12 protein-coding genes are annotated in these 12,827 nt (G+C 68.9%); 7 read left to right on the plus strand and 5 right to left on the minus strand.

The annotated features are described in order from the left end of the window. Window positions 1–54: 54 nt before the first annotated feature. Genes HMPREF9336_RS07965 through HMPREF9336_RS07985 form a run of 5 tightly spaced genes read left to right on the plus strand, consistent with a single transcriptional unit; the run spans window position 55 to window position 5,280 of the window. Window positions 55–867, plus strand: coding sequence for a thymidylate synthase (locus tag HMPREF9336_RS07965; protein WP_007470711.1), 813 nt, complete (start codon window positions 55–57; stop codon window positions 865–867). 43 nt (window positions 868–910) lie between these two features. Then, window positions 911–1,399: a dihydrofolate reductase gene (locus HMPREF9336_RS07970; RefSeq protein ID WP_007470712.1), complete on the plus strand. Its 489-nt coding sequence runs from the start codon at window positions 911–913 to the stop codon at window positions 1,397–1,399. A gap of 31 nt (window positions 1,400–1,430) precedes the next feature. Beyond that, a complete protein-coding gene (locus tag HMPREF9336_RS07975; RefSeq protein ID WP_040585258.1) occupies window positions 1,431–2,636 on the plus strand; it encodes a winged helix-turn-helix domain-containing protein in 1,206 nt (401 codons plus the stop codon). Window positions 2,637–2,647: 11 nt separating this feature from the next. Beyond that, window positions 2,648–3,544 carry a 4-hydroxy-tetrahydrodipicolinate synthase gene (dapA, locus tag HMPREF9336_RS07980; protein ID WP_007470714.1) on the plus strand — a complete coding sequence of 299 codons (897 nt, stop codon included), beginning with the start codon at window positions 2,648–2,650 and terminating at the stop codon, window positions 3,542–3,544. Next, the gene (locus HMPREF9336_RS07985) at window positions 3,541–5,280 is read left to right on the plus strand and encodes a ribonuclease J (RefSeq protein WP_007470715.1); all 1,740 of its coding nucleotides are present in this window, start codon (window positions 3,541–3,543) and stop codon (window positions 5,278–5,280) included. Before dapA ends, HMPREF9336_RS07985 begins: the two co-directional genes overlap by 4 nt. A 3-nt stretch (window positions 5,281–5,283) precedes the next feature. Here HMPREF9336_RS07985 and HMPREF9336_RS07990 read toward each other — a convergent pair whose 3' ends face one another. From HMPREF9336_RS07990 to HMPREF9336_RS08005, 4 genes are read right to left on the minus strand one after another with little or no spacing between them, the layout of a single operon-like run. After that, on the minus strand, window positions 5,284–5,700 hold the full coding sequence (locus tag HMPREF9336_RS07990) for a RidA family protein (RefSeq protein ID WP_007470716.1): 417 nt from the start codon (window positions 5,698–5,700) through the stop codon (window positions 5,284–5,286). Then, a complete protein-coding gene (locus HMPREF9336_RS07995) occupies window positions 5,700–6,449 on the minus strand; it encodes a hypothetical protein (protein ID WP_007470717.1) in 750 nt (249 codons plus the stop codon). Before HMPREF9336_RS07995 ends, HMPREF9336_RS07990 begins: the two co-directional genes overlap by 1 nt. Before the next feature lie 13 nt (window positions 6,450–6,462). Next, a complete protein-coding gene (locus HMPREF9336_RS08000) occupies window positions 6,463–6,837 on the minus strand; it encodes a hypothetical protein (protein WP_007470719.1) in 375 nt (124 codons plus the stop codon). Between the two features lie 53 nt (window positions 6,838–6,890). Beyond that, the gene (locus HMPREF9336_RS08005) at window positions 6,891–7,826 is read right to left on the minus strand and encodes an alpha/beta hydrolase (RefSeq protein WP_007470722.1); all 936 of its coding nucleotides are present in this window, start codon (window positions 7,824–7,826) and stop codon (window positions 6,891–6,893) included. Between the two features lie 120 nt (window positions 7,827–7,946). Here HMPREF9336_RS08005 and HMPREF9336_RS08010 point away from each other — a divergent pair, with 120 nt between their 5' ends. Beyond that, window positions 7,947–8,939 (plus strand): LLM class flavin-dependent oxidoreductase, encoded by a 993-nt coding sequence (locus HMPREF9336_RS08010; protein WP_007470724.1) that lies wholly within the window; start codon window positions 7,947–7,949, stop codon window positions 8,937–8,939. Window positions 8,940–9,214: 275 nt separating this feature from the next. Here HMPREF9336_RS08010 and HMPREF9336_RS08015 read toward each other — a convergent pair whose 3' ends face one another. After that, window positions 9,215–11,281, minus strand: coding sequence for a prolyl oligopeptidase family serine peptidase (locus HMPREF9336_RS08015; protein ID WP_007470726.1), 2,067 nt, complete (start codon window positions 11,279–11,281; stop codon window positions 9,215–9,217). A gap of 47 nt (window positions 11,282–11,328) precedes the next feature. Here HMPREF9336_RS08015 and lpdA point away from each other — a divergent pair, with 47 nt between their 5' ends. Further along, window positions 11,329–12,729, plus strand: a complete 1,401-nt coding sequence (gene lpdA, locus HMPREF9336_RS08020) for a dihydrolipoyl dehydrogenase (RefSeq protein ID WP_007470728.1) — start codon at window positions 11,329–11,331, stop codon at window positions 12,727–12,729. The last annotated feature ends 98 nt before the right edge of the window (window positions 12,730–12,827 follow it).

The following is a 12,827-nucleotide window of genomic DNA, read 5'->3' on the forward strand; positions in this document are numbered from 1 at the left end:
GCGTAGCCTCGTGGGCTGGCCGTTGTTGTCGGTGCCCTCGTTTACATTGGAGCTATGACAGAGACATCCGGGGTCCCCACGCCGTACGAGGACTTGCTGCGGCTCGTGCTGGAGCAGGGCGTGGAGCGCTCCGACCGCACGGGGACGGGCACGCTCAGCGTGTTCGGGCACCAGTTGCGCTACGACCTGGCCAAGGGCTTCCCGCTCATCACGACGAAGAAAGTGCATCTGAAGTCCATCGTCTACGAGCTTTTGTGGTTCCTGCGCGGCGACACGAACGTCCGCTGGCTGCAGGAGCGCGGCGTGACGATCTGGGACGAGTGGGCGCGCGAGGACGGCGGCCTCGGCCCGGTCTACGGCGCGCAGTGGCGCAGCTGGCCCGCCCCGGACGGCGCGGTCGTCGACCAGATCGCCCAAGCGCTGCACCTGCTGCGCACGGACCCGCATTCCCGCCGGATCCTCGTCTCGGCGTGGAACGTCGGGGAGCTGCCGAAGATGGCGCTCGCGCCGTGCCACATCCTCTTCCAGTTCTACGTCGCGGACGGCAAGCTCTCCTGCCAGCTGTACCAGCGCAGCGCGGACCTGTTCCTCGGCGTGCCGTTCAACATCGCGAGCTACGCCCTGCTCACCCACATGATGGCGCAACAGGCGGGGCTTGAGGCGGGGGATTTCGTCTGGACCGGCGGCGACTGCCATCTGTACCTCAACCACGTCGACCAGGCGCGAGAGCAGCTGGCCCGCGACCCGTTCCCGTATCCGAGGCTCGAACTCGCAGAGCGCCCTTCGGTCTTCGAGCACGAGTACGAGGACGTGCGGATCCTCGGCTATCAATCGCACCCCGCCATCAAGGCTCCGGTGGCCGTATGACGGCGGCCGTGTTGATTTGCGGGGATTCGGAAGGAGAGACACTATGACGGTGGGGGTTGTCTGGGCGCAGGGGCGCAACGGGGTGATCGGGATCGACGGCGAGCTGCCGTGGTCGATCCCCGAGGACATGAGGCGATTCCGCCAGCTCACCGTCGGGCACACCGTGGTCATGGGCAGGCGCACCTGGGACTCGCTGCCCGAGCAGTTCCGCCCGCTGCCGAAGCGGACGAACGTGGTGCTCTCCCGCGACCGGGCGTTCTCGGCGGAAGGCGCGCAGGTCGAACACGACATCGTCTCCGCGACCGCGCCGGGGCGGGCGGGGGAGACGGTCTGGGTGATCGGCGGGGGCGAGGTCTACGCCAAGGCGGTGCACCTCGCCTCGGTCGCCGAGATCACCGAGGTGGACTTCGAAGTCGAGGGCGACGCGTACGCGCCGCAGCTCGCCGTCGGATGGCGGGTCGTCAAGGAGGGCCCGTGGCAGTATTCCGAGTCCGGGCTGCGCTACCGGTTCACCACCTTCCAGCGGGCCTGACGTGAAGACCTCGCCCGCTGGCGGCAAAGCGCTGACGCTCGGCCAGGCCCGAAGGCTCGCGTTGCGGGCGCAAGGCCTCACCGGCGGGGCGGCCACGATCCGGAAAGCGCTTGCTCGCACGAAGTTGCTCCAGCTCGACTCGGTGAACGTCGTGGAGCGGGCGCACTACTTCCCGATCTTCAGCCGGATCGGCGCGTACGACAAAGCGGCATTGGACGAGATCGCCTGGTCGCCGCGCTCGAAGAAAGGTCCGGGCCGCCGGGGGCTGGTCGAGTACTGGGCGCATGAGGCCGCGTTGATCCCCTTCGAGGACTGGCCCGCGTTCCGCTGGCGCATGGAGGAGTACCAGCACGGACGCTGGCACATCCAAGAGGAGCTGATCGCCGAGCGCGCCGCGCTGGGGCAGAAGATCTGCGCGCTGCTCGACGAGTCGGGGCCCGCGACTGCGGGCGAGTTGGAACGCCGTCTCGGCCTTGACCCGCAAGGGGCGAAGGGGCCGTGGTGGGACCGGGGCGAGACGAAGATCGTCTGCGAGGCGCTGTTCGCGGCGGGAGTCCTCACCGCGGGCAAGCGGGTCAACTTCAACCGGCATTACGATCTTGTCGAGAACGTGGTGCCGCGCGAGTTCCGTGAGGTCCAGCTCACTCGGGAGGAATCGGTGCTGCGTTTGGTGGCGAACGCAGCCGACGCGCTCGGGATCGCCACCGAGCAGGACCTGCGCGACTACTACCGCCTCGACGCGAAAGACACGAAGGCCGCCGTCGTCAGCCTCCTCGCCAGCGGCGAGCTGGAAGAGGCGCAGGTGCGGGGCTGGAGCCAGCCCGCGTACCTCGTGGCGGGCGCGAGCGTCCCCAGGGCCGCCGACGCGCGGGCGCTGCTGTGCCCCTTCGATCCGCTTGTTTTCTTCCGGCCCAGGCTGGAGCGGCTTTTCGAGTTCCGCTACCGCATCGAGATCTACACCCCGCAGCACAAACGAGAGCACGGCTACTACGTCTTCCCGTTCCTCCTGGGCGACCGGCTGGTCGCCCGCGTCGACCTGAAAGCAGACCGCAAAGCTGGCGTTTTGCTCGCGCATGGCGCATTTTTGGAGGATCACGCCACCGCGCTGGAAACCGCTGAGCCGCTTGCGGCGAGCCTCGGCGAATTAGCGGGTTGGCTCGGGCTCGAAGCGGTGCGGATCGGTGGGAAAGGGGATCTCGCGCCAGCCCTTCAACAGATCTTCAGATCGCGCGGGTAATCTCTCACCCCATGACACAGAGCGCAGCAGAGCCCCTGTTCGGCACGGTCGCCGTGGCGATGGCGACGCCTTTCGCGGCGGACGGCTCCCTCGACGTCCGGGCCGGTGTCGCGCTCGCCGAGCACCTCGTCTCCCGGGGCGTCGACGGCCTGGTCCTCGCGGGCACGACCGGCGAATCGCCGACCACCTCGCCCAAGGAGAAACTGGAGCTGCTCACGGCGGTGCTCGACGCGGTCGGCGACCGGGCGGCGGTCACCCAGGGGGTCGGCAGCTACGACACGGCGAAATCGGTCCAGGCCGCTCGCGACGCGGCGGCGGCTGGCGCGCACGGGCTGCTCGTGGTCACGCCGTACTACTCCAAGCCGTCCCAGGCCGGTCTGTTGGCGCACTTCCGCGCGGTCGCCGACGCGGCCGCGAAGCCGGTGATGCTCTACGACATCCCCCCGCGCTCGGGGATCCCGATCGAGCCCGCCACGATCCGGACGCTCGCCGAGCACCCGAACATCGTCGCGCTGAAAGACGCGAAAGGCGACTTCGGCTCGGGGGCCGACCTCATCGCCACGACCGACCTGGCTTGGTACTCCGGCGACGATGTGGTCAATCTGCCGTGGCTGTCCGTGGGGGCGGTCGGTTTCGTGAGCGTCATCGGGCACCTGATCCCCGAGCGCCTGAGGGAGCTGCACGCCGCGTTCGCCAAAGGCGATCTCGTCCGGGCCCGCGAGCTGCACGCGTCGACGCTCCCGCTGGTGCGGGCCCAAGCCCGCTACGGCGGGGTCGCGCTGGCGAAAGCCGGCCTCGCGCTGCAAGGCTTCCCGGTCGGGGAGCCGAGGCTCCCGATCCTCGGCCTGGACGGCGAACAGACCAAGGCCCTGGCCCGGGACCTTGAACTCGCCGGTGTCGGACTGTGACGGACGCGAGCGTCTTGGACGCTTTGCCCGCCCCGCCGCCGCTGGCCCAAGGAGCTTTGCGCGTGGTCGCGCTCGGCGGCCTCAGCGAGATCGGCCGGAACATGACCGTCTTCGAGTACGGCGGGAAGCTACTCATCGTGGACTGCGGCGTGCTTTTCCCGGAGGACCGCCAGCCGGGCGTTGACCTCATCCTGCCGGACTTCTCCTCCATCGAGGACCGGGCCGAGGACATCGTCGGGCTCGTCCTCACCCACGGCCACGAGGACCATATCGGCGCGGTGCCGTTCCTCCTGCGCATCTGCCCGGACGTGCCGGTCATCGGCTCGAAGTTCACTCTCGCGCTGGTCGCCGCGAAATGCCGCGAACACCGGCAGAAGCCGACGTTCGTCCAGGTGACCGGCGGCGAGACGCGCGGAGTCGGCGAGTTCGGCCTGGAGTTCTTGACGGTCAACCACTCCATCCCCGACGCGCTCGCGGTCGCGATCCGCACCCCGGCCGGGGTCGTGGTGCACACCGGAGACATCAAGCTCGACCAGCTTCCGCTCGACGGCAAGCTCACCGACCTCGCGGGCCTGTCCCGGCTCGGGGACGAGGGAGTGGACCTGTTCCTCGTGGACTCCACCAACGCCGAGGTTCCCGGCTTCGTCACCCCGGAGCGGGAGATCGGCGAAGTGCTCGACCGGGTGATCGGCAAGGCGGGCCAGCGGGTCATCGTCGCCTCCTTCGCGAGCCACGTGCACCGGATCCAGCAAGTGATCGACGTTGCCGTCGCGAACGGGCGCAAGGTGGCGTACGTGGGCCGCTCCATGGTCCGGAACATGAAAATAGCCCAAGACCTTGGATATCTCACCGTGCCGCAGGGCGTGGTCGTGAACCTGGACACGGCGGCGGAGCTGCCGGACTCGAAAGTCGTCTTCATCTCCACCGGCTCGCAGGGCGAGCCGCTCTCTGCGCTGTCCCGCATGGCGCGCGGCGACCACCAGAGCATCAGCATCCGGTCCGGGGATCTCGTCGTCCTGGCCTCCTCGCTCATCCCCGGCAACGAGAACTCGGTGTTCGCGGTGGTGAACGGCCTGACCCGGCTCGGCGCGAAAGTGGTGACCCAGCAGACCGCGAAAGTCCACGTCTCGGGGCACGCCTCGGCGGGCGAGCTGCTGTTCCTGTACAACGCGGTGCGGCCGAAGAACGCGATGCCGGTGCACGGGGAATGGCGCCACTTGCGGGCGAACGGCGCGCTGGCGCAATCGACCGGGGTGCCGCAGGAGCGGGTGGTGCTGGTGGAAAACGGTGTCGCGGTGGACTTGAAGGACTCCGTCGCCAAAGTGGTCGGCCGGGTGCCGGTCGGCCATGTGTACGTGGACGGCTTGTCCGTCGGCGACGTGGGGGAGTCGACGCTCTCGGAGCGGCTGATCCTGGGCGAAGGCGGCTTCATCGCGATCAATGTCGTGGTCGACTCGGCCACCGGCGTGGCGGTGAGCCCGCCCGCCCTGTTGGGCAAGGGCTTCTCCGACGACCCGAAGGCGCTCGCGGAGGCCGAGGAGCTGGTGGTGGCCGAGCTCGTGCGGCTCGCGGGGGACCGAGGACCCAATGCGAAGTCCACAACGGTGGACACCCATCAGATCGCCCAAGCGGTCCGTCGGACGGTCGGGCGCTGGGTCTCGGAGACTTACCGGCGCAGGCCCATGATCGTCCCGACCGTGACGGCTGTGGAAACGGGCCTCGCCAGCTCGGAGTAGCGCTCAGCGCGGCACGACGGCGGTGGCCTCGACTTCGACGACCATGCCAGGCCAGGCCAGGCTGCTCACGCCGAGGAGGGTGTGCGGCGGCGGCTTGAGCCCGCCCAGCGCGCGGCGCTGCTCGGTCTCGTACGCGTCCTTGTCCCGCATATCGGTCAGATACGCCACCACGCGGACCAGGTGGCGGAAGTCCCCGCCCTCGGCTGCGAGGATCTTCTTGATCTTGTCGTAGGCCATGCGGGTTTGGGCGGCGCAGTCGCCTGGATGGTGGATGTGCCCGTCTGCGGGGTCTTCCGCCGCCATGCCCGCGATGTACACAGTCCGCCCGTCGCCCTCCACCACCGAGGCGTCGGCGAACAGATCGCGGCTCCATTCGCCGTACACGTTGCGTTTGCGCAGTTCGGACATATCCACTCCCATCAGTGAAGGCTCTGGGTCAGAGCCGGGGCGAGGCGGTCGGCGAGTTCGGGGTCCCTCGCGCGCAGCGCCTGGGCGAAAGCGTCCACCGAGGCGAAGAGCGCTCGGGCGATCTCCTCGCCCGTCAACTGCGCTGGTATCGCGGCTCGGAGCCGCGCGGCGACCGCTTCCGGCAGCAGGTGCCCGCCCTTCCCGTACGCGGAGGGCAGGCCGTGGCGCAAGCAGGCGAGCACGTGGTCCCTGAGCACGTGGTCCCTGAGCGCGTTGACCCAATGCAGCGCCTCGAAGAGCTTCTCGCGCGCCAGCGCGGTCCTGGTGTGGACGGCGTGATGCCACGCGAGGCCGACGAGGTGGTCGGGGTCCGCCGAAGCCGGACAGCGCGGCGCGGGCTCGCCGAAGACGACGCGGAACCCGCCGTCCCCGAGCGGCCCCCACTCCTCGGCGGGCGCGAAGCCGAGATCGACCTCCAGAAGGCCCGGCAGTAAGAACGCGCGGTAGCGCGCGGAGCCTGCGGCGAGGTCGAAATGGTGCAGCGCGCCCAGCTCCGCGTAGACGAGGGCGCTGAAGCCGGACAGCGCGGCTTCGACGTCGGTCGCGCCGAAGAAGAGGTCGATGTCCGACCAGCGGTCCTCGCGTCCTTCCGCTGCCGAGCCGGTGACGGCCGCGCCCCGGATCAGCGGGTCGGCCTCGGCTTGGGCGAGGAGGAAATCACGGACTTCTTCCCGGCTCCGGTCCCGCTGCGCGTCGAACACAGGGCCAGCCTACTCAGAGCGATTCGATGATGTCCTTCGCGTCCTTCAGGCTGAGGTGGGGGAAGTCGTCGCGCAGCAGCTTGATGGCGAGGATCTTTTTGCCGTCGGCGAGGACCGCCCGGTACTTCGACATGTCGTGGGCGGGCGGCACGGCTCGGACGGTCGGGGGCGGGCTCGCGGGGAGCGGCGGGGCGATGCGGTAGGGCTCGGAGCTTTGCTCGGCCCCGCGTTTGGAGCCGTCCGACGCGACCGCCGCGATCAGCGAGGCGGCGAACAGGGCCAGCCCGCCCCAACGGAACTCGTCCGGCGGAAGCGCGGAGCCTCGGACGATCAGATACGCCCAGACGCAGGCGTTGGCCAGGCACACAAAACGGACGAGAGCGCGCAAAGCCGTCTCTTCAGATCCGCGACGGACGCGACGTGGTGATCATGCGGCCTAGTCTAAAGCGCGGCTTTGAGGGCGGCGAGGGACAGGTCGAGGGCTTCTCTGGCGGCGGGGACGGCCGAGGCGAAGCTGGCGTATCCGTGCGCCAGCGTCTCGGCGTTGTGCAGTTCGACCGGGACGCCCGCGTCCGCGAGGAGCTTGGCGTACACAGTCCCGTCGTCGCGGATCGGGTCGTACTGCGCCGTCGCGATATAGGCAGGGGCGACCCCTTCGAGGTCGCCGTTGGCCGGGGCCGCCGTCGCCGGGATGCTCTCGGGGGAGCCGTCGGCGCTGCCGAGGTAGTAGGTGGCGTAGAGCTTCATGCTCGCGCGGGTGAGCAGCGGCCCGTCGGCGTTCTCGGCGACGGAGGGGAGGGAGAGGTCGAATGTCGTTGCGGGATACCAGAGGAGCTGGAACTTCAGCCTCGGCTCCCCCGCGTCGCGGGCGAGCTGCGCGACGACGGCGGCGAGATTGCCGCCAGCGGAGTCGCCCGCCACGGCGATGCGCTCGGGGTCGGCTCCGAGGTCGACCGCGCGCTGATGCGCCCAGAGGAGCGCGTCGAACGCGTCGCGCACGGCGGCGGGGTGCGGATGCTCGGGCGCGAGCCGGTAGTCGACGGAGACGACAACGGCTCCGACTGAGGCGCAGATTGTCCGCGCCAAGGGGTCGTGGGTCTCCAGATCGCCTCGGGCGAAGCCGCCGCCGTGGTAGAAGACGACGAGCGGCAATCGGCCGGTCCCTTCGTCGGCGGGCCAATAGACCCGGACGTCGACCGCGCCGTCTCGACCGGGGACGCGGCGGTCGTCGACGCCGCCCACCTTGACGCGGGACGGGTGCGCGAGCGCGAATTCCCGAGCAGCTTTGCGCGCCGCGACCAGCGTTGCGAGGCTGCCGTCGAGCGGCGGGAAGGCATCTGCCGCGAAGGCGAGTTCGAGGATCGGGTCAAGGGGCATGCGCGCTCTCCTGGCTTGTCGTTGCAATGATGACGATACAACTTGTTGCTGTCTGGCAACTGTATGCCCCTGCCAGGGCTTTCCCGGAATAGAACGCGAGCCTGCCGGGTTGGATCAGCCATGACAAAGCTTTCTGTGCTCGACCTGTCGACCGTTGGCGAAGGGCAGAGCACCGCCGAAGCCGTGGCGGCGACGACGCGCCTTGCCCAGTTGGCCGACCGTCTCGGCTATCACCGGTTCTGGGTGGCGGAGCACCACAACATGCCCATGGTCGCGGCGACGAGCCCGCCTGTGCTCATCGCCCATCTCGGCTCGGCGACCGAGCGGATCCGGCTCGGTTCGGGCGGGGTCATGCTCCCCAACCACGCCCCGCTGGTCGTTGCCGAGCAGTTCGCGCTCCTCGAAGCGTTGCATCCGGGCCGGATCGACCTCGGGATCGGCCGCGCGCCGGGCACGGACCGTCGCACTTCGGCGGCGCTGCGCGGGGGCCGCTCGGACGAGGCGGTCGCGAACTTCCCCCACGACGTGGTACAGACCATGGCGCTCTTAGGCGACGGCAGGGTGCGGCCAGAAGTCGCCGAGGGTCTGACGGCGACTCCTTCAGCCAGCTCGGCCCCCGAAGTGGTGCTGCTCGGTTCGAGCGGTTACTCGGCGCATTTGGCTGGCACGTTGGGGTTGCCGTTCGCGTTCGCGCACCACTTCGCCCCGGAACACACCAAGCTCGGCGTGGCGACGTACCAAGAGAGCTTCCGGCCCACAGAGCGGCATCCCGAGCCGTACTTGATTATCGGGGCCTCCGCGTTCGCCGCCGAGGACGAGGCCGAGCGGCTGTCGCTGCCGGGCCTGCTCGCCACGCTCGGCATCCGGACGAACCGGTTGCGCCCGACGCCGAGCGTGGCGAGCGCGCTGGCGGATCCGGACCGGCATTGGGTCGATGAAGTGCGCAAGGGCCGGATCATCGGCGCGCGGGACCGGGTGATCGGCGAGCTCAAGGAGCTGGCCGCCGCGACCGGCGCGGACGAGCTGATGATCACCACGATCACCCACGGCTACGCCGAGCGCGCCCGCAGTTTCGAGCTCATCGCGCAAGGCTGGGGCCTGAGCGGCCAGTAGCAGCCGCCAATTCACGGCGCGGCTTCAGCGAGCCAGCCTGATCCGGGCGACGGGTTTGGTGGTGTTGTCGCGTGTGGCCGGGGTTGGTGAGTTGTGTAGTTCTAGTCGGGTGGCGAGGAATTGGTAGGTGAGGGCGGACATGAAGGCGGTTTGTTGGTTGTCCGCTGCCATGCCGTGGCCGCCTTCGACGTTCTCGTGGTAGGGGGTGGGGGTTCGAGTTCCTCGGGCCTGGCGGCGACGGGTTTGGTGGTGTTGTCGCGTGTGGCCGGGGTTGGTTAGTTGTGTAGTCCTAGTCGGGTGGCGAGGAATTGGTAGGAGAGGGCGGACATGAAGGCGGTTTGTTTGTTGTCCGCTGCCATGCCGTGGCCGCCTTCGACGTTCTCGTAGTAGAGGACTGGGTGGCCGAGTTCCTCGAACCTCGCGGCGAGCTTGCGCGCGTGGCCGGGGTGCACGCGGTCGTCCTTGGTCGAGGTGGTGATGAGGATCGGCGGAGTGCGGACCTCTGGGCCGGGGACGTTCTGGTACGGGGAGTAGGCCGCGAGGAACGCCCGGTCGGCGGGCACTTCTGGGTCGCCGTACTCGGCGACCCACGAGGCTCCGGCGAGCAGCAGGTGGTAGCGCAGCATGTCGGCGAGCGGCACTTGGCAGACGATCGCTCCGAACCGGTCCGGGTAGCGGGTCGCCATCACGCCCATGAGCAGTCCGCCGTTGCTGCCGCCCACCGCGCCGAGCTGGTCCCTCGCGCAGACCCCGTTCGCGACGAGGTCGCTCGCCACGGACGCGAAATCGGCGAAGGCGAGATGGCGGTTCTCCCGCAGGACGGAGGTGTGCCACGCGGGCCCGTACTCTCCGCCGCCCCGGATGTTCGCGAGTGCGTACGTCCCGCCCCGTTCGAGCCAGCCGAGGCCGAGGGCGGAGTTGTAGACCGGGGTCATGGAGTGCTCGAATCCGCCGTAGCCGTATTGGATCGTCGGGCGCGGCTCGTCTAGGTGCTTCCCGACCAGGAAGTACGGGATTTTCGTCCCGTCCGAGGACACGGCGAAGCGCTGGCGCACCTCGACCCCGTCCGCGTTCCAGAAAGCAGGGGACTGCTTCGCGACGGCCAAGCCGCTCTCCGGCGAGCCGACCAAGAGGCTCGTGGGCGTGGTGAACGACGTCGCCGTCAGATACAGGTCGTCGTCCTCGTCCGGATCGGTGGTGAGGACGGAGATCTCCGCGAACTGGGGCGCACCGGGCAGCTCGGCGGGCTCCCAGTCGCCGAGGGAGTAGAGGCGCAGCTCGGAGCGCACGTCTTTCAGCGTCTCCAGGACGAGGTAGCTCAAGGTGAAGCCGAAGCTAGTGAGGCTGGTGGAGCCGTCCGGCGTGAACAGCACGCGCGGCTCGGCCTCGCCCTTTTTCAGTTGCTCGTAGTCGAACACGAGGAGCGAGCCCTCTGGGTGGGTCGCGCCGCCGAGCGTCCATGGCGAGCGGGGACGGACGAAGAGCCAGTCCTCGTGCACGACGGAGTCGGCGTCGCGCGGGACGGGTATTTCGACCAGCTCGTCGCGCAAGATCTCGTACTGGACCTTGTGGTGGAAGTCCAGCATCTGGGCCACGAACTCCCGCTCGAAGCCCTGCGTGCGGTCCGCCCACGCGTGCACGAGCACGTCCTGGGGCTCCCCGGCGAAGACGGTCGGAGCCTCGGCGAGCGCCTGGCCGCGCTCCCACCGCCGCACGGTGCGCGGGTACCCGGAGGCGGTGAGCGTCGAGGCCCCGTCCCCGTCCGGTCCGAAGTCCGCGCCGACGAGCAGGGCGTCCCGATACGCCCAGGAGACGAAGTTCTTGCCCTCGGGCAGCTCGAAGCCGCCCTGGACGAAGGTTCTGCGCGTGATGTCGAACTCGCGCACCACTGCGGCGTCGCTGCCGCCCCGAGAAAGGGTGATGAGGGCGAGGTCGCGGTCGGGGTAGAGCACTTTCGCCCCGCCCCACACCCAGTTCTCGCCCTCGGCTTCGGCGAGGGCGTCGAGGTCGAGGACCACGTCCCACTCCGGCTCCTCGGTCAGATACGACTCCGGGGCGGTCCGTCGCCACAGCCCTTTCGGATGACTTTCGTCACGCCAGAAGTTGTACAGCCATTCGCCCCGCCTTGCGGGGTAGGGGATGCGCTCGTCGCTGTCGAGCGCCGCGAGGATCTTCCCCCTCAGCACGTCGAACTGCGCCCCGCCAAGCTCGGCGACCGCTGTCGCGTTGCGCTCGGCGACCCAGGCCAGCGCCTGGTCGCCGGACACTTCCTCCAGCCACAAGAAGGGGTCTTCGGGGTGGGCGAGCCTCTCGTTTGCGGGGGACTGTTGGTCACGAGTCATCCCGCCACCCTAGCGGAGCGGGGGACGTGTCAAGTAGGGTTTCTCTCGTGGCTGATGAATACGATGTTGTCCTGCTCGGCGCGGGACCGGGAGGTTATGTCGCGGCGATCCGGGCGGCTCAGCTCGGGCTTTCGGTGGCGGTGATCGAAGAGAAATGGTGGGGCGGCGTCTGCCTGAACGTGGGCTGCATCCCCTCGAAAGCTCTGCTGCGCAACGCCGAGCTGAACCATATCCTCACCAAAGAGACCAGGGAGTTCGGCATCTCCGGCGAGGCGAGCATGGACTTCGGGGCGGCGTTCGACCGCAGCCGCAAGGTCGCCGACGGCCGGGTGCGCGGCGTCCACTTCCTGATGAAGAAGAACAAGATCACCGAGATCAACGGCTGGGGGACCTTCCTCGACGCGCACACCATCGAGGTGAAGGCCGAGGACGGCTCCACGAGGCAGGTGCGCGGCAAGAACATCATCATCGCGACCGGCTCGACGGTCAAGCTCCCGCCGGGGACGTCGCTCTCGAAGAACGTGGTGAGCTTCGAGGAGCAGATCCTCTCCCGCGAGCTGCCGGGGAGCATCGTCATCGTCGGCGCGGGAGCCATCGGCATCGAGTTCGCTTACGTGCTGCGCAGCTTCGGCGTCGAGGTGACCATCATCGAATTCCTCGACCGGGTGCTCCCGAACGAGGACGCGGCCGTCTCTGCCGAGCTCCACAAGCAGTACCGCAAGCTCGGGATCAAACTGCTCACCTCCACCGCGGTGAAATCCGTCGTGGACAACGGCTCCTCGGTGCACGTCGAGTACGAGAGCCGCGACGGCAAGGTTGGCTCCATCGACGTGGACCGGGTGCTCCTCGCGATCGGCTTCGCCCCCCGGGTGCAGGGCTACGGCCTGGAGAAGACCGGGGTGGCGCTCACCGACCGGGGAGCCATCGCCATCGACGAGCGGATGCGCACCAACGTCCCCGGCGTCTACTCCATCGGCGACGTCACCGCGAAGCTCCAGCTCGCGCACGTCGCGGAGGCGCAGGGCGTGGTCGCGGCCGAGACCATCGCCGGAGTCCCGACTTTGGAGCTGGGCGACTACCGCTACATGCCGCGCGCGACGTTCTGCAATCCGCAGGTCGCCTCCTTCGGCCTCACCGAGGAACAGGCCAAGGCGGAAGGGCACGACATCAAGGTGGCGAGTTTCCCGTTCTCCGCGAACGGCAAGGCCGCGGGCCTCGGCGACTCCGTCGGTTTCGTGAAGCTCATCGCGGACACGGAATACGGCGAACTCCTCGGCGGGCACCTGATCGGCCCGGATGCCTCCGAGCTTCTGCCCGAGCTGACGCTCGCGCAGAAATGGGATCTGACCGTCCAGGAGCTGATCCGCAACGTGCACACCCACCCGACCCTGTCGGAGGCGTTGCAGGAGGCACTGCACGGGCTGGCCGGGCATATGATCAACTTCTGATTTCCCGGGGCCTAAGCGGGCGCCTCGCCGCGTTGCTCCGCTCCTCGCGCACCGGGCGTTCCTCGCTGTTTCCTGAGGCGATCGTCCTTCCAGAGTTC

Origin of the sequence: Segniliparus rugosus ATCC BAA-974, from assembly GCF_000185725.2 — a bacterium.
Classification (GTDB): domain Bacteria; phylum Actinomycetota; class Actinomycetes; order Mycobacteriales; family Mycobacteriaceae; genus Segniliparus; species Segniliparus rugosus.

Bases quoted from the DNA above. Each gene is read 5' to 3' on its own strand.
- HMPREF9336_RS07965 (WP_007470711.1), top strand. From the start codon at position 55: ATGACAGAGACATCCGGGGTCCCCACGCCGTACGAGGACTTGCTGCGG.
- HMPREF9336_RS07970 (WP_007470712.1), top strand. From the start codon at position 911: ATGACGGTGGGGGTTGTCTGGGCGCAGGGGCGCAACGGGGTGATCGGG.
- dapA (WP_007470714.1), top strand. From the start codon at position 2,648: ATGACACAGAGCGCAGCAGAGCCCCTGTTCGGCACGGTCGCCGTGGCG.
- HMPREF9336_RS07990 (WP_007470716.1), bottom strand. From the start codon at position 5,700: ATGGGAGTGGATATGTCCGAACTGCGCAAACGCAACGTGTACGGCGAA.
- HMPREF9336_RS08005 (WP_007470722.1), bottom strand. From the start codon at position 7,826: ATGCCCCTTGACCCGATCCTCGAACTCGCCTTCGCGGCAGATGCCTTC.
- HMPREF9336_RS08010 (WP_007470724.1), top strand. From the start codon at position 7,947: ATGACAAAGCTTTCTGTGCTCGACCTGTCGACCGTTGGCGAAGGGCAG.
- HMPREF9336_RS08015 (WP_007470726.1), bottom strand. From the start codon at position 11,281: ATGACTCGTGACCAACAGTCCCCCGCAAACGAGAGGCTCGCCCACCCC.